Genomic DNA, 21,492 nt, shown 5'->3' on the forward strand with positions numbered 1-21,492 from the left:
ATCCGACCCCCTCCGTCTTCCGGGAGTCGTCTTCAGAATCCGTCTTGCCTTCCAATGCAATAGCTAGACAAAACCCATATGCGATTCCCCTGCGCGAGCGGGGGAGGGTTGGGGAGAGGGTATCTCCGCAACGGGACAATCCCCCAGAGGAGAAAGCCCTCACCCCAACCCTCTCCCGCAGGCGGGAGAGGGAGTTCACCGGTGAGCTTGGCAAGCAAGCGGGCACCCCCTTCGTCGGGCTGGCGATTCGTCAGTATCGTTGTTACATTGCGCGGGCGAGGCTGCGACGCGCGTCAGGAGCCATATATCCCCGGGGCCTTATCGATCCTTTAGGGAACTGTCCCTGGCCGGGCCCGTGGGCCCGGACATATGGTGCCCACCTACTTTCGTAGGGAACTCCGGGATCGAGTGCTTCAACGGCGTACGCGGCTTCGCACTTTTGTTTGCTTGGTTTGTGCTTGTTGAAACGACTGCGGCCCAGTTCAACAGGTGTCATGCCCTTCCCAGTGCGCAATTGTGCATGGGGACCGGGACATCCAGTACGCCGCGGCCTTTGTGTGAATCACCACCGCCTCTGAATACTGGATCACCCGCATTCGCGGTGATGACGTGGGGGACCAAAGCGCATGCCCAATTCGAAAGCCGAACTCCGTGCCAAGGCCCTGGCGGCACGCGACGCGCTCAGCGAGAAGAAGCGCAGCGCCGCCGCCGCAAAGCTCGCCAAACGCGGACTGCCATTCCAGCTTCTGCCCGGCAGCATCGTCTCCGGCTATTCGCCGATCCGCAGCGAGATCGATCCGATGCCGCTGCTGAAGAAGCTCGCCGAAGAGGGCGCAAAGCTGGCGCTGCCTTGCGTCACCGCGCGCGGCCAGTCGCTGATCTTCCGCATCTTCCACCCGAACGATCGCCTGATGCTCGGTCCGCTCGGCATTCCCGAGCCGTCGCCGGCAGCAAGCGAAGTCATCCCGGATATCATGCTGACGCCGCTGGCGGCGTTTGATCGTCTTGGCCATCGCATTGGCTATGGCGCGGGGCATTACGACTTCACCTTCGCGCATTTGCGCAAGGCCAAGAATATCGTCGGCATCGGGCTCGCTTTTGCAGCGCAGGAGATCAAGGCGGTTCCAGCACTATCCCACGACGTCGCGCTGGATTATGTGCTAACGGAATCGGACGTGTTCGATTTCCGGAGTTCTGAAGTTGCGCATTCTCTTCGTGGGTGACGTCGTCGGCCGTGCAGGACGCACGGCCATCGCCGACTATCTGCCCGGCATGGTCAAGGACTGGTCGCTCGATTTCGTCGTCGTCAACGGCGAGAATTCCGCCGGCGGCTTCGGCATCACGGAAGCGATCTATCAGGAGTTTCTCGATGCCGGTGCCGACGCGGTCACGCTCGGCAACCATTCCTGGGACCAGCGTGAAGCGCTTGTGTTCATCGAGCGTGCCGAGCGCCTGGTGCGTCCGGCGAACTATCCGCGCGGCACGCCGGGCCGCGGCGCCGCCCTGGTCGAGACCAAGAACGGCAAGCATGCGCTCGTCGTCAACGCTTTGGGCCGCGTCTTCATGACCCCGTTCGATGATCCCTTCGCAGCGCTGGAGCGCGAGTTAGGGGCCTGTCCGCTCGGCGTTGCCGCCGATGCCGTCGTCGTCGACTTCCATTGCGAGGCGAGCAGCGAGAAGCAGGGCATCGGCTTCTTCTGCGACGGCCGCGCCAGCCTCGTCGTCGGCACGCACACCCATGTGCCGACCGCCGACCACCAGATCCTCTCGGGCGGTACCGCCTACATGACCGATGCCGGCATGACCGGCGACTACGATTCCATCATCGGCATGCAGAAGGAAGAGCCGCTGCGCAGGTTCACCTCGGGGATTCCGTCGGGGAGATTCGAGCCGGCCGCGGGCGCTGCAACGCTGAGCGGTGTCGCCGTGGAGACGGATGATGCAACGGGCCTCGCGCTCAAGATCGCACCGGTGCGCGTCGGCGGAAGGCTGGAGCCGACGACGCCGAAGTTCTGGTTGAGTTAGCAGAGCCGCGTCAACCTCGGTGTCGTCCCCGCGAACGCGGGGACCCATAACCCCAGGGAGTAATATGGGGCAAAGCTCCCACTCCGAGTCATCGTCAAACTACTCCCTGTGGGTATGGGCCCCAGATCTGCGCTTCGCTTGTCCGGGACGACGGCCGAGATTGACGCGCGCGATTGCGCATCAATCTCGCCGCAAGTAACGCCGGTTGCCTACTCCGCCGTCTGCCCCCGCAGCTCCGCGACATCCTTTGCCGTCAGCTTCGAGCCCTTCGTCCCGAACCGCGCCGTGACGTAGTTCGCCACCGCCGCGATCTCGTCGTCGGTATACGCATTGCCGAACGCCGGCATCGAAAGTGCGCCATCCGGCGTATGCCGCTTCGTACCTGACAGCACGATTTGCGCGACGTTGGTGGCGGCGGGGTCGTTGACGGCCCAGGTGCCGGTGAGCGTTGCCATCGGGGACACCGGGCTCTCGCCGCTCCAGCCGTGACAGCTGGCGCAGGCGCTGGCGAACACCTTCTTGCCGCGTGCGTCCGCCGTGACGCCGTCCTTGTGCGAGCCGGGCGCGACCGGCGCCGTGGTCGCGGGCAGGTCAGGCGAGGGCTGCGGCGGCACGCTGCGCAGATAAGCAACGATGGAGCGGATGTCCTCCGGTGCGAACTGGCTGAAGCTGTGGTCGACGGCTTCACCCATCGGGCCCGAGGCCGAGCCGTGGCCAGGGGCGTGGCCGAGCGACAGATACGAGATCAGATCCGCATCGCTCCAGTTGCCGAGGCCTGTCGCCTTGTCGGAGGAGATGTTGAAGGCGCGCCAGCCCGCCGTGATCGCGCCGGCGAACTTCTTGCGGTTGTCCAGCGCAAAACCGAGATTGCGCGGGGTGTGGCATTCGCCGCAATGCGCCAGCGCTTCGACAAGATACGCGCCCCTGTTCCATTCCGGGCTCTTCGAAATATCGGGGGCAAAGCGCGTGTCCGGATTGAACACGGCCGACCAGGCAATCATCGCCCAGCGCTGGTTGAACGGGAACGACAGCGTATTGTCCGGCGCCTTCGCGCGCACCGGCGGCAGGCTGAACAGATAGGCCTTCACCGCCAGCACGTCCTCATCCGTCATGAACGTGTAGGACGTGTACGGCATCGCCGGATAGAGCCGGGCGCCGTCGCGACGCTGGCCGTGCTGGACCGCGTTCAGAAAATCCTGGTCGTTGTAATCGCCGATGCCGGTGTCCTTGTCCGGCGTGATGTTGGTGGAATAGAGCGTGCCGAACGGCAGCTTGAACGCGAGCCCGCCCGCATAGTCCTTCTCGCCCGGCTTGGTGTGGCAGACCATGCAGTCGGCCGCCTTGGCGAGATATTCGCCGCGCTCGACCAGGCTTGCCTTCTCCAGCTTGGCGGGCACGCCGGTCGGCTTGCCGGCGCGGTAATTCGCCAGCGCCACCTTCGTGCCGCCGGCGAAATCGAGCGGGCCGGGCCCGCGGATGATCCAGACGCCGAGCCCTGCTGCGACGATGGCGATCGCCGCGACGCTTGTGAGGATACGCATCTTGCCGCTCATGCCTTCTTCCCCGCAGCCAGCAGTTTCCGGTCAATGGGCAGGCGCCGCAGCGCCACGCCGGTTGCGGCAAGAATCGCGTTGCGCAGCGCCGGCGGTCCGGCGTTGACGCCGGCCTCGCCGATGCCGCCGGGCGCTTCGCCGCTCTTGACGACGATCACCTCGATCTTCGGCGTCTCGTTGATGCGCATCATGCGGTAGTCGTGGAAGTTCGATTGCTGCACGCGGCCCTTGTCGATGGTGATCTCGCCATAGAGCGCGGCGGTGAGGCCGAAGATCAGCCCGCCCTCGATCTGCGCCTTCACCGTGTCGGGGTTGACTGCAATGCCGGTGTCGACCACCGAGGTGATGCGGCGGAGCACGATCTCGCCGATATCGTCGATCTCGGCCTCCACCACGGTTGCGATGAAGCTCGCGAATGACGGCTGCACGCAGACGCCGCGGCCGACACGGGCGGGCAACGGCTGGCCCCAATCAGATTTCTCCGCGACCTGGTTGAGCACCGCGAGTATGCGCGGGTTCTTGGTCAGCATGGACTTTCGGAACTCGATCGGGTCCTTGCCCGCCTTGCGCGCGAGCTCGTCCATCGCGCATTCGACCGCGAACACGTTGTTGTTGGGGCCGACGCCGCGCCAGAAGCCTGTCGGCACCGACAGCGGTTCGGCGCGGACATATTCGACGTGGAAGTTGGCGAAGTCGTAGGGCGCGTCGACCGCGGCATCGATCGCGTCGATGTCGATGCCCTTCTGGAACGCCGGCGGCAACCAGCGCGCCAGCACCGCGGAGCCGGCGACCTTATACTTCCACCCCGCGACCTTGCCGTCGACTAGCGATGCCGTGATCTGGTCGCGAAAGACCGGACGGTAGACATCGTGCTGGATGTCCTCCTCGCGGGTCCACACCACCTTCACGGGGTAGTCGACCTGCTTTGCGATCTTCACCGCCGCGACTACCATGTCGGGCTCGAGCTTGCGGCCGAAACCGCCGCCGAGCAGATGATTGTTGACGATCACCTTGTCGACCGGAAGCCCGGCGGCCTTCGCCGCCTCCGACTGCACGCGTGTCATGATCTGCGTGCCGGTCCAGATCTCGCAGGAGTCGGGCTTGACGTGCACGGTGGCGTTGATCGGCTCCATCGAGGCATGCGCCAGGAACGGCAGCTCGTAAGTCGCCTCGAACTTGTCGCCGCTCGCCAGCGCCTTGGCGATGTCGCCGTCGGATTTGGCGACTGCGCCGTCCTTCTGGCTTGCCTTGCGCAGATCGTCCCAGACATCCTTCGTGGTGATCGCAGCGTTGGGTCCCTCGTTCCACTCGATCTTGAGCGCTTCGAGGCCCTTCTTGGCCGCCCACATGTGATCGCCGATCACGGCGACCATGTCGTCGAGCACCACGACCTTGCGCACGCCGGGGAGCTTCACCGCGGCGCTGTCGTCGACTTTGCCGACTTTGCCGCCGAACACGGGGCAGGCGGCGACGGTCGCGAACTTCATGCCGGGCAGGATCGCGTCGATGCCGTAGACGGCCTTGCCGTTGACCTTGTCGGGCGTGTCGAGCCGCTTCAGCGGCTGGCCGATGATGACGAAGTCCTTGGGGTCCTTCAGCGCGACATCCTTCGGCGGGGTCTGTCCCTGGGCAGCGAGCGCCAGCGCGCCGTAAGCGAGCTTGCGGCCGCTCGCTTCATGCGCGACCTCGCCCTTCGATGCCGTGCAGCTCGCGGGCTCGACGCCCCATTGGGCGGCCGCGACCTGCACCAGCATCGCGCGGGCGGTGGCACCGGCCTTGCGCAGCGGCAGCCACCAGGCCCGGATCGAGTTGGAGTTGCCGGTGACCTGCAGGCCGAAGGTCGGATTGCCGTAGAGCTTGTCGTTCGGCGGGGCGTGCTGGACCTCGACCCTGCTCCAATCGGCATCCAGCTCCTCGGCGAGCACGGCGGAGATCGAGGTGTAGGTGCCCTGGCCCATCTCGACCTGCGGCATCATCAGCACGGTGCGGCCGGTCTCGTCGATGCGGATGAAGGCATTGGGCGCGAACTTGCCCTCGGTCGCATCGCGCGGCTGCGCCGGTTCGTTGGCGGCGGCGCGCAGCGGCAGATGGAAGGCGAGCAGGAAACCGGTGGCGAGACCGCCGGTCAGCAGCGCGCGGCGGGAGACGCTGTCATGTGCATTCATGGCGGACCTCAGGACTGACGGCCGTTGGCGGCCTGCTTGACGGCCTCGCGGATGCGGACATAGGTGCCGCAGCGGCAGATGTTGCCGGCCATCGCGGCGTCGATGTCGGAATCGTCAGGGTTGGGCGTAGCGGCCAGCAATGCGGCGGCCGACATGATCTGGCCGGACTGGCAATAGCCGCACTGGATCACTTCGAGGTCGAGCCAGGCCTTCTGCACCTTCGCGCCCGCAGGCGTGCTGCCGACATGTTCGATCGTGGTGATGGCGCGGTTCTCGACCGCGCTGACCGGCAGGACGCAGGAGCGCACCGCCTTGCCGTCGACATGCACCGTGCAGGCGCCGCATTGCGCGATGCCGCAGCCGAACTTGGTGCCGGTCATTCCGAGGATGTCGCGCAGCACCCACAGCAGCGGCATTTCAGGCGGCGCATCGAACGATTTCGTTTCGCCGTTGATGGTGAGAACAGTTGCCATATGCATCCCCTTGCTCGCTCGATCGCTTGCGGCGATCTAGTCAGCGAATTCGCGCGCGACAATAATCATACCGATACGAAACGATGAAGCGTCGCAATCTCCGGCAATGCATATTTGCGCTGCAGACGCGTCAGCCCATGACGTTCACGAATTTGTGCGGCGCTCGCTGCGAGCATTTTGGGCTAATTGATATGATAATCGTCATGTTTTGACGCATTTTCGGCGCGCGCGTCGTCGATCGCCGCAGATTGTCGTGCGGATGTGCAAAATCATGCGATGACGAAAGTCGTGCGATTGGGAAAGTCGGGTGATTAGGAGAGCCGTGCGGCGGCGCGCACGGGATCAATCGCAACGGCTGGCGGCCGGAGAGTTGCGCGATGATTCTCCTGTTTTGCCCGACGGAGCGTCGGCGTCATCAGGCGTGTGGAGCAGAATGACTGTTTGTTGAATCGGTCGAGCCGCGGGCTCGCTTAACCTCTCCCGCTTGCGGGAGAGGTCGGCGCGAAGCGCCGGGTGAGGGCTTTCTCCACATTGGGGCTTTCTCCACATTGGGAGTGTTCGTTGCGAAGACACCCCCACCCCAGCCCTCCCCCGCAAGCGGGAGAGGGAGCGCACTTTTTCCATGGCAACCAGCCAGCTCAATTTCAGCCGACTGTAAGCCATTGATTTCGCACGCCCCGGCTACTGTGCATGGGGTTGTTTTCGAGTTTTTTGTTTTGGGAGCCCCGGAACGCCGTCGCGACGCGCGTCAGCTCTGCCGGAAACCCATCCGGAAGGCGCCCCAGTGCTTGCCGCGGATCACGATCGGCGAGGACAGGTCCTTCATCAGCACGAACTGTCCGCCGCCCATATCGCGGCGGTAGGTCTGGAGCAGGAACGGCTTGGTGTTCGCCGCGACCTTCTTCACTGCGCGATCGGTGAAGAGGCGGCGGTTGCGGCAATTGGCGTTGTTCCAGACCGAGTCCTTGCCCTGCGGCAGGCGGTAGTTGGGGTTGTGGGTCGGCAGATAGCCGCCCTTGGCCCAGGCGACGCAGAACACGATGCGGGGATCGGATTTCTGGATCGGATCCTGGATCGCCGGCAGCACGCGGTCGGTGAAGTCGACGTAGTTGGTGAGGTACTGCTTTGGATCGGTGCCGGGAATTTCGCGATACGTCTCGTCCATGAGCTGGTCGAGCGTGATGTCGCCGCGATCGATCGCGGCCTCGAACTCGGTCGAGATCCGTTTCGCGGTCTCGACGACGACCCGGATCAGCGGTGCGTCGGATGTCTCCACGCCGCTGTCGGCGATCAGCGCGATCAGGCCTTCGGAGGTGTCGAGCAGCTTGGTCACGCGCTGGTCGGCGCTCTTGAGATCGCGCGAGGAGAGGTCGACGCCCTTGGCGAGTTCGTTCAGCTCGCTGATGACGGTGTCGCAATGTCCGAGATTGGAGGTCGCCGCGCGCGTGACGCTGCCGATCTCCGCCTCCACGGAGGCGAAGCCCTGCTGGACCCGCGAGATGATGCCGGAGATCTGCTGGGCGCCTTCGCCTGCGGTCTTCGCGCGCTGCGAAGCGTCGCTGCTCTCGCCGATCAGGCCTTCGATCTGGCCGTCGAGATCGCGCACGGTGTCGGAGATCTGGTGCGTGGCCTGGCGGGTGGCTTCCGCGAGGTTCTTCACCTCGCTTGCGACCACCGCAAAGCCGCGGCCGGCGTTGCCGGCGCGGGCGGCTTCGATGGTTGCGTTCAGCGCCAGCAGATTGGTCTGCTTCGCGATCGCCTCGATCGAGCCGGAGACTTTCGCGACCTGCGCCAGCGCCGAGCCGACGGCACTGAGGCGCGCCTCGATGCGCTCCACCGCTGCGACGAGCTCTGAGATGTGGCTGACCGCGGTGTCGACGGCGCTGCGCGACTGCGCGATCTCGCCGACCGCCGCGGACGTGGTGGTTTGCACGGCCTGCGAGGCGTTGGCGATATCGTGGTTGGCCGAGACCATCGTCTCGGCGGTCTTCTGAAGATGGTGGAACCGTTCCGACTGGTTGGCGACGCGGTTTGCGACTTCCTGGACGTTGCCGGCGATATCGGCGAGTTCCACGCCGAGGCCGCCGATGCGATCGGCAAGCTGATCAATCAGCCGCTCGGCCAGCGTGCGATTGGAGCCGGTGTCCATGACTGCAAGTTGTACGACGGACATATTCGATGAGTCCTCCAGTCAGAGCCGCAACCCGGCTCACGGCGGCATTCCCATTTCAATTCAGTTTAAAAGGATGATTCGCGGCCGGCGTCTTGCCTGAGCGTGCACTCAGGCGCAATTCGCGCCCTGTTTCTCGATTCCGCTCGAAAAACTGCGGGACATTTTTTCGGGCCAGGCTCTAGAGCTTGTAAGCCGTGCGGAATCCACCCCAGTGCCGGCCCTGCACGCGGATCGGAACGTCGATCTCGCGCATCATCACCGTATTCCCGTTGCCCATGTCGCGCGCATAGCTCTGCACCAGGTACGAGCGCAGGTTGCGTGCGGCCGCCAACCCCGCCGGATCGTTGAATATCCTGCGGTTGCGACTATTGGCTGTGTTCCAGGCGACGTCGCCCGGTCGCTGCGGGTGCGAATAGATCTTGTTGTGCACCGGCAGGAAGCCGTTGCGGTCGACCATGGCGCAGAATGCCATGCGCTGGTCCTTGGCCAGAAAGACCTCCTGGAACGGCGGCAGCGCGCGGTCGGCCCAGTCGAGATATTTCGTGCGGTATTGCTGCGGATTGGTTCCGGCAATTTCGGCGTAGTCAGTGTCGAACAGGTCGTCGATCCCAACTTCGCCGCGGGCAAGGGCCTGCTCGAAGATCTTGGTCAGCGCGTTGCCCGCTTCCATGGCGCGGGTGACGAACTCCGTGTTCTCTTCGTGGATCGCCCAGAGCCTGTCCTCGATCTTTTCGCTGAGCTCGGCATTGGGACCGACGAATTGCGCGCGGGCCCCGGCCTTGGATTGCTCGATCACGCGCAGGCGGCAGGCGCCGACGGCTTCGAGGGTGCCTTCGATCATCGCTTGCGGTGCAAGCCGGCCCGCATCCGCGCCGCCGATCAGCACGCCGTCCATCGAGATTTCATAGACCGGCATCACGCCGCGCGCGGTTTCGAGCTTCAGATGGCAGGGCAGCCGTTCGGTCTTGCGGCGGTCGTCGTGCTCGCTCTGGCGGAGCAGCACGGCGCAGCGCGATTTCAGCTTCTGTGCGAAGGTGGTGACGGCTTTGCCGGCACTGGCGACGTTCTCGCCATGGCTCTCGGCCGCCTTGGTCGCGGCATCGATCTCGGCTGCGCTCTCGCCGACCGAGACGATGAACTCCGAGGCGCTGGCGGCGTTGCCGGAGACTTCGCTGGTCGTGGCGTTCTGTTCGGCGACCGCGCCGTTGACGGTCTCGAAGACCGGGCGGATCGCCTCGATCGCCTGCGAAATGCGGTGCACGGCGTCCGCGGAGCCGGCGGCGTCGCGCTGCAGCGCGTCGATCTTCTTCGTAATCTCTTCCGTCGCCCCTTGCGTCTGCACCGCGAGGGCCTTGACCTCGGTTGCGACGACCGCAAAGCCTTTTCCCGCAGCGCCCGCGCGTGCGGCCTCGATCGTCGAGTTGAGCGCGAGCAGCGTCGTCTGCCGCGCGATCTGTGCGATCAGATTGACGACATTGCCGATGGCCGCGGAGGATTCGCGCAAGCGATCGACATTGGCGCGGGCTTCCTGCGCCGCGGCGCTGGCCTCGTCGGCGAGCTTGCCGGCCTCGCGAACCTGCGCTCCGATCCCCAGCGCGGACTGGGTGAACTTGTCGGCGGCATGGGCGAAGGTGGAGGCGGTCGATTGCGCGGCATTGGTGCGGCCGGTCAGGGCGTCGGTGCGGTCGCGGATGGCCGCAAGCGTCGATGCGGTCGCTTCGGCGCCGCCCGCCACCGAATTGGCGGCGCGCTCGAGCTGGCGGATCATCGCGCCAAGCTCGAGTTCCAGCAATTCCAGGATCTCCCGGGCCGAATCACCTTCGGCCGGGGCGGGCTCGGATGGGGCCGCCGGCGGCGCGGCCTCTGCGGCTGCCACGGGCGCGGCCATATCCGGCAGACGCTTCCGAAATAGTCCGAATGCCATCAGGTCTCTCTTGTCGGGGGACGCTCGGAGGTTATTTTCGCAGGCTGGAATGAAGTCAGGGTTAACGATGCCTCACCTCTGGGCAGGGGCCCGTACGGTGTTACCTTAAAGTATCCGAGACCCTTTCATTCCGGTGGGTTGGCGGCCTATAAGGCCGCGTTTCCCACCCTCATTGGCGTACGATTCCAAGAGATCCCCGAGAGACCACGCATGGCCGGACATTCCCAATTCAAGAACATCATGCACCGCAAGGGGCGGCAGGATGCCCAGAAGTCGAAGCTGTTCGGCAAGCTGGCGCGGGAAATCACCGTCGCGGCCAAGCTGGGCACGCCCGACCCCAACATGAACCCCCGCCTCCGCGCCGCCGTAATCGCCGCGCGGCAGGAGAACATGCCGAAGGACAATATCGAGCGCGCCATCAAGAAGGCACTCGGCAGCGACGGCGAGAACTATGACGAGATCCGCTACGAGGGTTATGGCCCCGGCGGCGTTGCCGTCATCGTCGAGGCGCTGACCGACAACCGTAACCGCGCCGCCTCCGACATCCGCTCCTTCTTCACCAAATCGGGCGGCAATCTCGGCGAAACCGGTTCGGTGTCCTTCATGTTCGATCGCACCGGAATCATCGAATACGACCGCAGCGTCGCTTCCGACGACGCCGTGCTCGATGCCGCGATTGAGGCCGGCGCCGACGATGTCGTCTCCGGCGAAGCCGGTCACGAGATCTACGCCTCGACCGAAGGCTATCGCGACGTCGCCAAGGCGCTGGAAGCCAAGTTCGGCGAGCCGCGCAAGGCCGCGCTGATCTGGAAGCCGCAAAACACGGTCGCGGTCGACGACGAGACCGGCGAGAAGCTGCTCAAGCTGATGGACCTGCTCAACGAGCACGACGACGTCCAGCACGTCTACGCCAATTTCGAGGTGTCGGACGCGCTGGTGGCGAAGATGGGCGGGTGATCACCAGCTCCGCATTCCGCTGTCATCGCCCGGCTTGACCGGGCAACCCAGTATCCCAGAGACAGCAATGGGAATACGGAGAAGCCGCGGCGTACTGGATAGCCCGCCTTCGCGGGGTATGACGCCGGAGTCTGTGGTGGGCGGTGCGGCTCACTAACGCCCCCACTTCCCCTGTTACTTCCGTTCTGTTTCTGTTTCCCCCACGGCAGCCAGCCGCTATCACTGGCCCCATGACTTCGCTCCCGATTCGTGGCCCCGTTCGCATCATCGGCATCGACCCTGGCCTCCGCCGCACCGGCTGGGGCGTGATCGAGGCTGAGGGCAATCGCCTGATCTACGTCGCCTGCGGTTCGGTGGAACCGCCGGACGATTTGCCGCTGGCGCGCCGGCTGCTCGCGATCCATGAAGGGCTCGCGGCCGTGCTCTCGAACCATCAGCCGATGGAAGCCGCGGTCGAGCAGACCTTCGTCAATAAGGACGGCGTTGCGACGCTGAAGCTCGGCCAGGCCCGCGGCGTCGCCATGCTGGCGCCCGCAATGTTCGGCATCTCGGTCGCCGAATACGCGCCGAACCAGGTCAAGAAGACCGTGGTCGGCGCCGGCCATGCCGACAAGCAACAGATCGCGATGATGCTGAAGATATTGCTGCCCAAGGCCGAGCCGCCGTCCGCCGACGCCGCCGACGCGCTCGCCATTGCCATCACCCACGCCCATCACCGCCAGAGCACCGCGCTGCGGCTGAAGGTGGCGGGGCTATGATCGGCAAGCTCAAGGGCCTGATCGATTCCTACGGCGAGGATTTCGTCATCCTCGACGTCGGCGGCGTCGGCTATCAGGTGCACTGCTCGACGCGCACGTTGCAGCATCTGCCCTCGCCGGGAGAGGCTGCCGTGCTGTCGATCGAGACCTATGTCCGCGAGGACCAGATCAAACTGTTCGGCTTCCGCACCGACCAGGAGCGCGAATGGTTTCGCCTGCTCCAGACCGTGCAGGGCGTCGGCGCCAAGGTCGCGCTCGCCGTGCTCGGCACGCTGGCGCCGGCCGATCTCGCCAATGCTATTGCGCTGCGCGACAAGGCCGCGGTGGCGCGCACGCCCGGCGTTGGTCCCAAGGTCGCCGAACGCATCGTCACCGAATTGAAGGACAAGGCGCCGGCTTTCGCCAATGTCGATCCGGCTGTGGTGCATCTTGCCGGCGCTGTCGACGACCAGCGGGCGCCGCGGCCCGTCGCCGACGCGATCTCCGCGCTGGTCAATCTAGGCTACGGCCAGCCGCAGGCGGCCGCCGCGATTGCGTCGGCCTCGCGCAGTGCGGGTGAAGGCGCCGAGACGGCGCAGCTCATTCGCCTCGGCCTGAAGGAATTGGCGAAGTGAGCGCGGCAATGGTCAGTCTCGTAGGGTGGGCAAAGCGCAGCGTGCCCACCACTCTTAGGGCGATCGGAGAGATCTCGTGGGCACGGCGCGAAGAGCGCCTTTGCCCACTCTACGGGGAGTTCGCCAGGTGAGCGATCCCAAGGCCAACCGCATGGTCTCGCCCGAGCGCCGCAGCGACGATGTCGGCGACACCGCGCTGCGTCCGCAATCGCTGTCCGATTTCGTCGGCCAGCAGCAGGCGCGCAAGAACCTTTCGATCTTCATCGAAGCGGCGCGCAAGCGCGGCGAGGCGCTGGATCACGTGCTGTTCGTCGGCCCGCCCGGCCTCGGCAAGACCACGCTGGCGCAGATCGTGGCCAAGGAGCTGGGCGTCGGCTTTCGCGCGACGTCAGGGCCTGTGATCGCAAAGGCCGGTGATCTCGCAGCCCTCCTCACCAATCTCGAAGAGCGCGACGTGCTCTTCATCGACGAGATCCATCGTCTGAGCCCGGCGGTGGAAGAGGTGCTCTATCCCGCGATGGAGGACTTTCAGCTCGACCTCATCATCGGCGAAGGCCCGGCGGCGCGCTCGGTGAAGATCGAGCTGTCGAAATTCACCCTCGTCGGCGCCACCACGCGTGCCGGCCTGCTCACCAATCCATTGCGCGATCGTTTCGGCATTCCGGTGCGGCTCAATTTCTACACGATCGAGGAGCTCGAAAGCATCGTCAGCCGCGGCGCGCGCGTGCTCAATGTCGGCATGAGCGCGGATGGCGCCAACGAAATCGCCCGCCGCGCCCGCGGCACGCCGCGTATCGCCGGCCGCCTGCTCCGCCGCGTGCGCGATTTCGCCTCGGCGGCCGATGCCGACAAGATCGACCGCAAGATCGCCGACCACGCCCTGAGCGCGCTCGAGGTCGATGCCGCGGGCCTCGACGCGATGGACCGTCGCTACCTCACGACCATCGCGATGAACTATGGCGGCGGCCCGGTTGGCGTCGAGACCATGGCCGCCGCGTTGTCCGAGCCGCGCGATGCGATCGAGGACATCATCGAGCCCTATCTGATCCAGTGCGGCTATCTCCAGCGCACCCCGCGCGGCCGTCTGCTCACCTCGCACGCCTTCCGTCATCTCGGCATCGCCGAGCCCTCGCGCGATGCGGCGACACAATTCGGCCTGTTCGGCACGGACGAGAGCGACGACTGAGCTGCGCCAATGCAGTGCGCTCCTTCTATCATGAATTTCTGGTAATCTCGTGCAGACGGTCTGCACGAACGCACCCCAATTCCGCTCCAATCAGACCGCATCAACAAGGCGCATCTCGATCGGGCTTCCATGATCACGCGCCGTCATTTCATCCGTTCCATCGGCGGTCTGTCCGCCCTCGGCATCTCGACCGCCGCGTACGGCGTCGGCGTCGAGCCGGTGCTGCGGCTTCGCGTCACCCGCTATCATCCGAAGCCGCGGCAATGGCCGGCGGATTTTCCGTTGAAGATCGCGGCCATCGCCGACATCCACGCCTGCGATCCCTGGATGTCGCTGGAGCGGATCGAGGGCATCGTCGACCGTACCAATGCGCTGAAGCCTGATATCATCGTGCTGCTCGGCGACTATGTCGCCGGCCTTCACCACGTCACGCGCCTCATCCCGTCGCGCGAATGGGCGAGGGTGCTGGCCGGACTCAAGGCACCGCTCGGCGTCCATGCCGTCATGGGCAATCACGATTATTGGGACGACTTGACCGTGCAGCGGGCGGGGCATGGGCCGACCATCGCGCATCGGGCGCTGGAGGCGGCCGGCATTCCCGTCTACGAGAACGACGTCGTGCGTCTTTCCAAAGACGGTCGCCCGTTCTGGCTTGCCGGGCTCGGCGATCAGCTGGCCTATTATCCTTCGAAGCGCTTCGGCCGCGCGCACCGGCTTGGCGTCGATGATCTTGCGGGCACGCTGGCGAAGGTCACCGACGATGCGCCGGTCATCCTGCTCGCGCACGAGCCCAACATCGCGCCGCTCGTACCCGGGCGCGTCGCGCTGCAACTGTCCGGCCATACCCATGGCGGCCAGGTTCGTCTGCTCGGCTGGTCGCCGGCGGTTTCGCCCAAGGACGGCCTGCGCCTCGCTTATGGCCACTTCCGGCTGAAATGCGACCTCATTGTCTCCGGCGGCCTCGGTTGCAGCATCATGCCGGTCCGTGTCGGTGTGCCGCCCGAGATCGTCGAGGTGACGCTGGGAAGGACAGGGCTCGCTGTGTCCTAGCTACGCTTGCGCGTCCGGCCGTTTTTGCGCAAAACGGACCTATAGCGACAAGCGAAGAGGCTCGCGACGTGACAGCTCATCTCGACGGCGAGATCCGCGACGGCCGCCACCACATGCAGGTCCGCGTCTATTACGAGGACACGGATTTCTCCGGCATCGTCTATCACGCCAATTATCTGCGCTACATGGAGCGTGGCCGCACCAATCACCTCCGGCTGATGGGCGCCGAGCAGCAGGCGCTGTTCGATCAGGTGGAGACGGAAGGCGCGGGCTTCGCCTTCGTCGTGCGCTCGATGCATCTGGATTTCCTGAAACCCGCGCGGATGGACGACGTGCTCGATGTCGTGACCTGGCCGGTCGCGGTGAAGGGCGCCTCGATCATGCTGGCGCAGGAAGTGCGGCGCGGCGGGGAAGTTCTGGTGAAGGCCGAGGTCCGCGTCGCCTTCATCAGCGGCGGCCGCGCGCAGCCGATCCCGAAATCGATCCGCGCGTTGATGAAGGCCGATCTGATTTCGTGATCGCCCGATAAGTGATCGCCCGATAAGTGATGGTCTATCGACTCCAGCAGTTGGGGCGATAGATTGCGGCCCCGACCAACCGATGAGGCCATCATGTCGCGCCCGCCGCTTCCGCCCTTCACCCGTGAGACCGCCGCGCAGAAGGCCCGCATGGCCGAGGACGCCTGGAATTCACGCGACCCGGTGCGCGTCTCGCTCGCCTATACCGTGGATAGCCGCTGGCGCAATCGCTCTGAGGTCTTTCAGGGCCGCGAGGCCATCGTCGCCTTCCTCACCCGCAAATGGGAGAAGGAGCAGGACTACCGCCTGATCAAGGACCTCTGGGCCTTCGACGAGAACCGCATTGCCGTGCGCTTCCAGTACGAATGGCACGACGCGGGCGGACAGTGGTATCGCTCCTACGGCAACGAGCAGTGGGAGTTCGACGAGCACGGCTTGATGAAGCGGCGCGAGGCGTCGATCAACGATATCGCGATTGCGGAGAAGGATCGCCGGTTTCACTGGACCGCGCCCGGGCCGCGGCCCGCGGATGTGCCGGGATTGGGAACGGATCCGTTTTGATGTTAGCGAGATAGCGCGGCGGGCGCGCTGCACCCTCTCCCCTGTGGGAGAGGGTGGCTCGCCGCATGGCGGCGATACGGTGAGGGATCTCTCTCAGCGAGTCCGGAATCGTAGGGTGGGCAAAGGCGCACTTGCGCCGTGCCCACGTCGTCTCGCCAAACAGGCAGGACGTGGGCGCGCTTCGCTGTGCCCGCCCTACCGCACTGAGTTTATCGAAGCCGGTGCTGCTTCACCCTCTCCCACAAGGGGAGAAGGGAAGAATCTACGTGGCGACGATTGCGAACTACGTGCGCCTTGCCAAAAACCGCGTGATCGCCCCACCGAGCTTCGCATTGTCCATCGGCTCGGCTAGCGATGCGCGTGCCGTCGCCACCACGTCGTCCGGCGCCTTGCCGTCGCGGAGATCGCAGCACACTTGCGCGAACGCCACGTCGAACTCCGGATGCGGCTGCACGGTCAGCGTGGTGCCGTTGGCGTAGAGCAGGCCGGCATGCGGGGTGAAATCGGACGACAGGATCGTCAGCGCATCGTTCGGCGGCTCGATCACCTGGTCCTGATGCGAGGCGGCGATGGCAACCTCCTCGCCCTCGACGACGCCGTTCTCCGGCAGCACCTGATAGACGTGCCGGCCGATGCCCCAGCCCTTCTCGGATTTGCGCACGGTGCCGCCGAGCGCCTGCGCGATCAGCTGATGGCCGAAGCAGATGCCGACCATCGGCGTCTTGTTGGCGTAAGCGGTACGGACGAAATCCTCCAGCGGCGCGATCCAGTCGAGCCCGTCATAGACGCCGGCCGCCGCGCCGGTGATCAGCACGGCCTCGAGCTTGCCCGGATCAGGAAGCGCGTCGCCATTCGGGATGCTGACGACGTCCACCGTAGCCGTCGGGTCCTCGGTGCGGACCATGCGTTCGAACATGTCCGGGAACGAGCCGTGCTGCTCCCGATATTTTTGCGGGACCTGCCCGGTCTCGATGATCGTGATGCGTGCCATGTGCCCCCGGAAGGTTGCGAAGCTCAGTCGCTTTCTGCCCGATATTGCTGGTGTGACGCTGTACGCTCCAGCAGTGCGCTTTCCTTGCGGACCTCGTTGAGAAAGGCCTTGGCGAGGCGCGACAGCGGCTCGGCCTCCGACCATAGCATATAGGCGACCGCGTGCGTCGTCGGCGTGAACGGGCGGACGACGAGGCCGCTGCCGCCGTTCTGTCGCGGCGAGTAGGGATCGACCACGGCGGCGCCGACGCCGGCGGCAGCCAGCACGCAGGCCGTGTTGCAGTAGCGCACCTCGACGGTCGGCCGAAACGGCGCGCCGGCGCGGGCAAAACTGTCGCGCACGGCTTCACCCAGCCGCGTGCCGCGTTCGAGCCCAATGAAAGGCAGGCCGGACAGATCCGAAGCCGAGATCACGGGCCTTTCTGCGAGCGGGTGCTGCGGCGGCAATACGCATACCATCTCGCCGGTATGCACCACCTCGTGCGCGATGCCGGGATGATGCGTCAGGCCGAGCGCGAAGCCGAGCTCGGCGACGCGGCTGAGCACACCTTCGATGATCCCCTCGTAGCGCCGCACGTCGAAGAACACGCGCGTCTCCGGGCGGCGCCGCAGGAATCCTGAGAGCGCGGAGGGAATGATGCTGTAGGCGAGCGGCGGCGTCGCCACGATGGCAAGATGCCCGGAGCGGTTCTCGCGCAGATCGCGCACGCGGTTCTCGAGTTTCGCGTGCAGCGCGAAGATCGCCTCGCTCTCCTTGTACAGCGCCATCGCTTCCGCGGTCGGAAACAACCGGTTGTTGACGCGCTCGAACAGCGCGAAGCCCGCCTGCGCCTCCATCGTCTTCAGCGCATTGCTGACCGCGGGTTGCGAGAGGGCCAGCTCGTCCGCGGCGGCGACCGTGGTGCGATGGCGGATGACGGCGCGCAGGATTTCGAGCTGACGCAGGTTCATATCACTGCCGATTATACTCAGGGCCAAAACATCATAGCAGAACGAATTGATTTTGCAGCCCCGCTCGCCCGTAATGGCAGCGGATTTGCACGTCGCATCAAAGGGTTCATTCGCCCATTGAGGCAGCACTGCGCACAGATTGGAGGCAAACTTGGTTCGTGTCCTTCGCGCCGCCGCAGCTCAAATGGGGCCGACGCAAAAAGCCGATACGCGCGAGCATACGCTGTCGCGGATGCTCGCATTGCTGGAGGAGGCGGCCGGCCGCGGCGCCAGCCTCGTGGTGTTCCCCGAGCTTGCCTTCACCACCTTCTTCCCGCGCTGGCTGCTCGAAGGCGAGGCGCTCGACCGCTATTTCGAGCGCGGAATGCCGAACCCTGCGGTGGCAAAATTGTTCGATCGTGCGAGGGCGCTGCGCGTCGGCTTCTATGTCGGTTATGCCGAGCAGACCGCGGACGGCCGCCGCTACAATTGCGCGATCCTGGTCGATCGCGACGGCGAGATCTTGGGCCGCTATCGCAAGGTTCACCTGCCGGGTTCGGTGGAGCCGCGGCCGGGCGCACGCTACCAGCAGCTCGAGAAACGTTATTTCGAATATGGCGATCTCGGCTTTCCCGCCTTCCGCGCCGGCTCGGCCTGGGCCCACGCCATCATGGGCATGATGATCTGCAACGATCGGCGCTGGCCGGAATCCTGGCGCGTGCTCGGTCTGCAGGGCGTCGAGCTCGTCTGCATCGGCTACAATTCGGCGGCCTACGATCCCAATGGCGGCACCACCGAAGACGGCGCCCTGCGCACCTTCCACTCGACGCTGGTGACGCAGGCCAACGCCTACATGAACGCGACCTGGGCAATCTCGGTGGCGAAGGCGGGCGAGGAGGACGGCTCCGGGCTGATCGGCGGCTCCTGCATCGTCGATCCCAATGGGCGTATCGTCGCGCAGGCGCAGACGCTCGCCGATGAAGTGATTGTCGCCGACATCGATCTCGATCTCTGCCGCCAGGGCAAGGACAAGATGTTCAACTTCGCCGCCCACCGGCGGCCGGAGCAATACAGGGTGATCACTGAACGTGCCGGGGTCATCGAGCCGGCCGTTCTCGACGCGGATTGATTTCAAACGGCCGGTCGCGGCGCCAGCCAAAGGAGCTGACATGACACGCCTTTCGCATTTCCTCGCCCTTGCAACCCTGGCTGCCGCGACATCGGCACAGGCGGCCGAGCTTCCGGCGGAGATCAAGCAGGCGGGCACGCTGAAGCTCACGGTCAACTCCACCTACGCGCCGATGGAATATCGCGATCCCGCGACCAATGAGCTCGTCGGGCTCGACATCGATCTGGCCAACGAGCTCGCCAAGCGGCTCGGCGGCCTCAAGATCGTCTGGAGCGAGACGCCGTTCGCCGAGCTGATCCCCTCGCTTCAGACCAAGCGAGCAGATTTCATCATCTCCGGCATCTCGGACCGCGCCTCGCGGCGCGAGACCGCCGATTTCGTCGATTACCTCGCCACCGGCCCGCAGTTCTTCGTGATGGCGGACAATGCGGCCAAGGACGCGACCGATCTCTGCGGCAAGAAGGTCGGCACCACCCGGAGCACCAGCTTCCCGGTCGAGATCGAGAAGTGGAGCAAGCAGAATTGCGAGCCGGCCGGCAAACCTGCCATCCAGTATGTCCCCGGCGAGAACTCGATCGACGTCCGCAACCAGCTCAAGCAAGGCCGCATCGACGCCGCCGTGCAGGGCAGCGAGACGCTGCCTTACGCGCAAACGCAGGAGCCCGGAAAATACCGCGTCGTCGGCGAGCCCTTCGCCAAAGGTTACCAAGGCATCATGTTCCGCAAGGACGATGCTGCCTTGCGCGAAGTCGTGACGGAGAAGCTCGCCGCCATGATCGCCGACGGTGCCTACAAGGCGGTTCTCGACAAATGGGGCTTAGGTGCGAACGCTGTGGCCCAGCCCATGCTCAACGCGGCGCCGCAATGAAGCCGGCGCCGGCACTCGCGGAAGGTTTCCCCGATCTGTCGGGGCTGAGCATCGCGCGCGAGCCGCATTGGTTTCGCTGGCTCAGCGCCGCGCTGATCATTCTCGTGCTTGCGGCCATTGCGCGCGCGTTTGCGAACGGGCAGATCGAATGGTCCTATGTCAGCCGCTTCCTGACCGCAAAAGTCATCCTCGAAGGCATCGTCAACACCATGGTGATGGCGGTGCTGGCGATGGCGCTCGGCATCGTGCTCGGAATCGTCGTGGCGATCATGCGGCTGTCGCCCAATCCGGTGCTGAAGACGGTCGCCGCCGGCTACACCTGGCTGTTCCGCGGCACGCCGCTGATCCTGCAACTCTTGCTGTGGTTCAACCTCGCGCTGGTGTTTCCAACCATCGGCATTCCCGGCCTGTGGAGCGCGCGCGCCGTCGACGTCATGACGCCCTTCCTTGCCGCGCTGCTCGGGCTCGGCATCAACCAGGGCGCCTACACCTCCGAGGTGATGCGCGCGGGGATGTTGTCGGTCGACATCGGGCAGTATGAGGCGGCGCAGGCGATCGGCATGGGACGGCTGCGCGCGCTGCGCCGCATCGTGCTGCCGCAGGCGATGCGGGTGGTGATCCCGCCGCTCGGCAACGAGTTCATCGGCATGGTAAAGGCGACGTCGCTGGCGAGCGTGATCCAGTATCCGGAACTGCTGCATAACGCCGAAAACATCTATTACGCCAATTCCCGCGTGATCGAGCTCTTGATTGTCGCCGGGCTCTGGTACCTGCTCGTGGTCTCGATCCTGACCCCGCTCCAGATGCTGCTCGAACGCCGTTTTGCGCGCGGCACATTGCGGCTCGCGCGATGACAAAGCCTCTCGTCGCGATCCGCTCCGTCGCCAAGAATTTTGGCGAATTCCAGGCTCTCAAAAGCGTCTCGCTCGACGTCTGGCCCGGCGAGGTGATGTGCCTGATCGGCGCCTCCGGCTCGGGCAAGACCACGCTGCTCCGCTGCATCAACCAGCTGGCCACGATCGATGCCGGCGGCATCTGGCTCGACGACGAATTGCTCGGGGTGCGCGAGCAAAGCGGACGGCTGCATCGCCTCAGCGAGCGCGAGATCGGGCGGCAGAGGCTGAAGACCGGCATGGTGTTCCAGCGCTTCAATTTGTTTCCGCACAAGACCGCGCTGGAGAACATCACCGAAGGTCCGCTCCAGGTGCAGGGCCGCAAGCCCGATGAGGTACGCACTGAAGCGCTCGAGCTGCTGCGCCGCGTCGGATTGTCCGCGAAGGCGGACTGGTATCCCGCCCAGCTCTCCGGCGGCCAGCAGCAGCGTGTCGCGATCGCGCGGGCGCTGGCGATGAAGCCGATGCTGATGCTCTTTGATGAACCGACCAGCGCGCTCGATCCCGAGCTTGTCGGCGAGGTGCTTGCCGTCATGAAGGAGCTGGCGCGGAGCGGCATGACCATGATGGTGGTGACGCACGAGCTCGGCTTCGCGCGCGAGGTCGCCGACCGCGTCGTCTACATGGACCAGGGCGCGATCGTCGAACAGGGCCGCGCATCGGACGTGTTGGGCGCCCCGCGCGAGGAGCGTACCAGGGCATTTCTTTCGGCTGTGATCTGAACG

20 protein-coding genes and 1 other RNA gene are annotated in these 21,492 nt (G+C 65.2%); 14 read left to right on the forward strand and 7 right to left on the reverse strand.

All coding sequences use genetic code 11. The features are described 5' to 3' along the window. Positions 1-275: 275 nt before the first annotated feature. The 3 genes from ssrS (at position 276) to GGD65_RS18085 (ending at position 2,025) form a co-directional block, all read left to right on the forward strand. A non-coding RNA gene (gene ssrS / locus GGD65_RS18075) (6S RNA) lies at positions 276-436 on the forward strand. A gap of 190 nt (positions 437-626) precedes the next feature. Beyond that, entirely contained in the window at positions 627-1,223 is a 597-nt protein-coding gene (locus tag GGD65_RS18080; protein WP_018318701.1) for a 5-formyltetrahydrofolate cyclo-ligase, read from the forward strand. Further along, the gene (locus GGD65_RS18085; RefSeq protein ID WP_018318700.1) at positions 1,201-2,025 is read left to right on the forward strand and encodes a TIGR00282 family metallophosphoesterase; all 825 of its coding nucleotides are present in this window, start codon (positions 1,201-1,203) and stop codon (positions 2,023-2,025) included. The genes GGD65_RS18080 and GGD65_RS18085 overlap by 23 nt, the downstream gene beginning before the upstream one ends. A 209-nt stretch (positions 2,026-2,234) precedes the next feature. On the opposite strand, the gene GGD65_RS18090 is transcribed toward GGD65_RS18085, so the two are convergent. The 5 genes from GGD65_RS18090 to GGD65_RS18110 form a co-directional block, all read right to left on the reverse strand. Next, on the reverse strand, positions 2,235-3,578 hold the full coding sequence (locus tag GGD65_RS18090) for a cytochrome c (RefSeq protein ID WP_183236144.1): 1,344 nt from the start codon (positions 3,576-3,578) through the stop codon (positions 2,235-2,237). Then, positions 3,575-5,743 carry a xanthine dehydrogenase family protein molybdopterin-binding subunit gene (locus GGD65_RS18095; protein WP_183236145.1) on the reverse strand — a complete coding sequence of 723 codons (2,169 nt, stop codon included), beginning with the start codon at positions 5,741-5,743 and terminating at the stop codon, positions 3,575-3,577. Before GGD65_RS18095 ends, GGD65_RS18090 begins: the two co-directional genes overlap by 4 nt. Positions 5,744-5,751: 8 nt before the next feature. Then, complete coding sequence (locus GGD65_RS18100) at positions 5,752-6,216, reverse strand: (2Fe-2S)-binding protein (protein WP_028142020.1); 465 nt, start codon at positions 6,214-6,216, stop codon at positions 5,752-5,754. A 748-nt stretch (positions 6,217-6,964) separates the two neighbouring features. Beyond that, positions 6,965-8,389, reverse strand: a complete 1,425-nt coding sequence (locus GGD65_RS18105) for a methyl-accepting chemotaxis protein (protein ID WP_183236146.1) — start codon at positions 8,387-8,389, stop codon at positions 6,965-6,967. A gap of 178 nt (positions 8,390-8,567) precedes the next feature. After that, complete coding sequence (locus tag GGD65_RS18110) at positions 8,568-10,313, reverse strand: methyl-accepting chemotaxis protein (protein WP_183236147.1); 1,746 nt, start codon at positions 10,311-10,313, stop codon at positions 8,568-8,570. A gap of 210 nt (positions 10,314-10,523) precedes the next feature. On the opposite strand from GGD65_RS18110, the gene GGD65_RS18115 reads away from it, so the two are divergent. From GGD65_RS18115 to GGD65_RS18145, 7 genes are all read left to right on the forward strand, one after another. Continuing rightward, on the forward strand, positions 10,524-11,270 hold the full coding sequence (locus GGD65_RS18115) for a YebC/PmpR family DNA-binding transcriptional regulator (RefSeq protein ID WP_018318694.1): 747 nt from the start codon (positions 10,524-10,526) through the stop codon (positions 11,268-11,270). Positions 11,271-11,500: 230 nt separating this feature from the next. After that, positions 11,501-12,028, forward strand: a complete 528-nt coding sequence (gene ruvC / locus GGD65_RS18120) for a crossover junction endodeoxyribonuclease RuvC (protein ID WP_183236148.1) — start codon at positions 11,501-11,503, stop codon at positions 12,026-12,028. Further along, on the forward strand, positions 12,025-12,642 hold the full coding sequence (ruvA, locus tag GGD65_RS18125) for a Holliday junction branch migration protein RuvA (protein ID WP_183236149.1): 618 nt from the start codon (positions 12,025-12,027) through the stop codon (positions 12,640-12,642). The genes ruvC and ruvA overlap by 4 nt, the downstream gene beginning before the upstream one ends. A gap of 151 nt (positions 12,643-12,793) precedes the next feature. Further along, positions 12,794-13,828: a Holliday junction branch migration DNA helicase RuvB gene (gene ruvB / locus GGD65_RS18130; protein ID WP_183236390.1), complete on the forward strand. Its 1,035-nt coding sequence runs from the start codon at positions 12,794-12,796 to the stop codon at positions 13,826-13,828. A 129-nt stretch (positions 13,829-13,957) separates the two neighbouring features. Further along, positions 13,958-14,878 (forward strand): metallophosphoesterase, encoded by a 921-nt coding sequence (locus GGD65_RS18135; protein WP_183236150.1) that lies wholly within the window; start codon positions 13,958-13,960, stop codon positions 14,876-14,878. 68 nt (positions 14,879-14,946) lie between these two features. Continuing rightward, on the forward strand, positions 14,947-15,396 hold the full coding sequence (gene ybgC, locus GGD65_RS18140) for a tol-pal system-associated acyl-CoA thioesterase (RefSeq protein WP_092254538.1): 450 nt from the start codon (positions 14,947-14,949) through the stop codon (positions 15,394-15,396). 93 nt (positions 15,397-15,489) lie between these two features. Beyond that, positions 15,490-15,957, forward strand: coding sequence for a nuclear transport factor 2 family protein (locus GGD65_RS18145; RefSeq protein ID WP_183236151.1), 468 nt, complete (start codon positions 15,490-15,492; stop codon positions 15,955-15,957). A gap of 283 nt (positions 15,958-16,240) precedes the next feature. Here the strand turns inward: GGD65_RS18145 and GGD65_RS18150 are convergent, their stop codons facing one another. Then, positions 16,241-16,948: a type 1 glutamine amidotransferase gene (locus tag GGD65_RS18150; protein ID WP_183236152.1), complete on the reverse strand. Its 708-nt coding sequence runs from the start codon at positions 16,946-16,948 to the stop codon at positions 16,241-16,243. Positions 16,949-16,971: 23 nt separating this feature from the next. Continuing rightward, positions 16,972-17,898 carry a LysR family transcriptional regulator gene (locus tag GGD65_RS18155; RefSeq protein WP_018317715.1) on the reverse strand — a complete coding sequence of 309 codons (927 nt, stop codon included), beginning with the start codon at positions 17,896-17,898 and terminating at the stop codon, positions 16,972-16,974. A gap of 151 nt (positions 17,899-18,049) precedes the next feature. On the opposite strand from GGD65_RS18155, the gene GGD65_RS18160 reads away from it, so the two are divergent. From GGD65_RS18160 to GGD65_RS18175, 4 genes are read left to right on the forward strand one after another with little or no spacing between them, the layout of a single operon-like run. Continuing rightward, positions 18,050-19,006 carry an N-carbamoyl-D-amino-acid hydrolase gene (locus GGD65_RS18160; protein WP_080670082.1) on the forward strand — a complete coding sequence of 319 codons (957 nt, stop codon included), beginning with the start codon at positions 18,050-18,052 and terminating at the stop codon, positions 19,004-19,006. 40 nt (positions 19,007-19,046) lie between these two features. After that, positions 19,047-19,874 (forward strand): ABC transporter substrate-binding protein, encoded by an 828-nt coding sequence (locus GGD65_RS18165; protein ID WP_183236153.1) that lies wholly within the window; start codon positions 19,047-19,049, stop codon positions 19,872-19,874. Continuing rightward, on the forward strand, positions 19,871-20,728 hold the full coding sequence (locus GGD65_RS18170) for an amino acid ABC transporter permease (protein ID WP_026201902.1): 858 nt from the start codon (positions 19,871-19,873) through the stop codon (positions 20,726-20,728). Before GGD65_RS18165 ends, GGD65_RS18170 begins: the two co-directional genes overlap by 4 nt. After that, positions 20,725-21,489, forward strand: a complete 765-nt coding sequence (locus GGD65_RS18175; RefSeq protein ID WP_183236154.1) for an amino acid ABC transporter ATP-binding protein — start codon at positions 20,725-20,727, stop codon at positions 21,487-21,489. The genes GGD65_RS18170 and GGD65_RS18175 overlap by 4 nt, the downstream gene beginning before the upstream one ends. The last annotated feature ends 3 nt before the right edge of the window (positions 21,490-21,492 follow it).

It is taken from the genome of Bradyrhizobium sp. CIR18, assembly GCF_014198295.1.
Lineage (GTDB): Bacteria > Pseudomonadota > Alphaproteobacteria > Rhizobiales > Xanthobacteraceae > Bradyrhizobium.

Excerpts from the sequence above, each read along its gene's own strand:
- GGD65_RS18095 (WP_183236145.1), bottom strand. The coding sequence starts at position 5,743 with ATGAATGCACATGACAGCGTCTCCCGCCGCGCGCTGCTGACCGGCGGT.
- GGD65_RS18170 (WP_026201902.1), top strand. The coding sequence starts at position 19,871 with ATGAAGCCGGCGCCGGCACTCGCGGAAGGTTTCCCCGATCTGTCGGGG.
- GGD65_RS18115 (WP_018318694.1), top strand. The coding sequence starts at position 10,524 with ATGGCCGGACATTCCCAATTCAAGAACATCATGCACCGCAAGGGGCGG.
- GGD65_RS18080 (WP_018318701.1), top strand. The coding sequence starts at position 627 with ATGCCCAATTCGAAAGCCGAACTCCGTGCCAAGGCCCTGGCGGCACGC.
- GGD65_RS18175 (WP_183236154.1), top strand. The coding sequence starts at position 20,725 with ATGACAAAGCCTCTCGTCGCGATCCGCTCCGTCGCCAAGAATTTTGGC.
- GGD65_RS18100 (WP_028142020.1), bottom strand. The coding sequence starts at position 6,216 with ATGGCAACTGTTCTCACCATCAACGGCGAAACGAAATCGTTCGATGCG.
- GGD65_RS18155 (WP_018317715.1), bottom strand. The coding sequence starts at position 17,898 with ATGAACCTGCGTCAGCTCGAAATCCTGCGCGCCGTCATCCGCCATCGC.
- GGD65_RS18110 (WP_183236147.1), bottom strand. The coding sequence starts at position 10,313 with ATGGCATTCGGACTATTTCGGAAGCGTCTGCCGGATATGGCCGCGCCC.
- GGD65_RS18150 (WP_183236152.1), bottom strand. The coding sequence starts at position 16,948 with ATGGCACGCATCACGATCATCGAGACCGGGCAGGTCCCGCAAAAATAT.
- GGD65_RS18105 (WP_183236146.1), bottom strand. The coding sequence starts at position 8,389 with ATGTCCGTCGTACAACTTGCAGTCATGGACACCGGCTCCAATCGCACG.
- GGD65_RS18135 (WP_183236150.1), top strand. The coding sequence starts at position 13,958 with ATGATCACGCGCCGTCATTTCATCCGTTCCATCGGCGGTCTGTCCGCC.
- GGD65_RS18145 (WP_183236151.1), top strand. The coding sequence starts at position 15,490 with ATGTCGCGCCCGCCGCTTCCGCCCTTCACCCGTGAGACCGCCGCGCAG.
- GGD65_RS18090 (WP_183236144.1), bottom strand. The coding sequence starts at position 3,578 with ATGAGCGGCAAGATGCGTATCCTCACAAGCGTCGCGGCGATCGCCATC.
- ruvA (WP_183236149.1), top strand. The coding sequence starts at position 12,025 with ATGATCGGCAAGCTCAAGGGCCTGATCGATTCCTACGGCGAGGATTTC.
- ruvB (WP_183236390.1), top strand. The coding sequence starts at position 12,794 with ATGGTCTCGCCCGAGCGCCGCAGCGACGATGTCGGCGACACCGCGCTG.
- GGD65_RS18165 (WP_183236153.1), top strand. The coding sequence starts at position 19,047 with ATGACACGCCTTTCGCATTTCCTCGCCCTTGCAACCCTGGCTGCCGCG.
- ruvC (WP_183236148.1), top strand. The coding sequence starts at position 11,501 with ATGACTTCGCTCCCGATTCGTGGCCCCGTTCGCATCATCGGCATCGAC.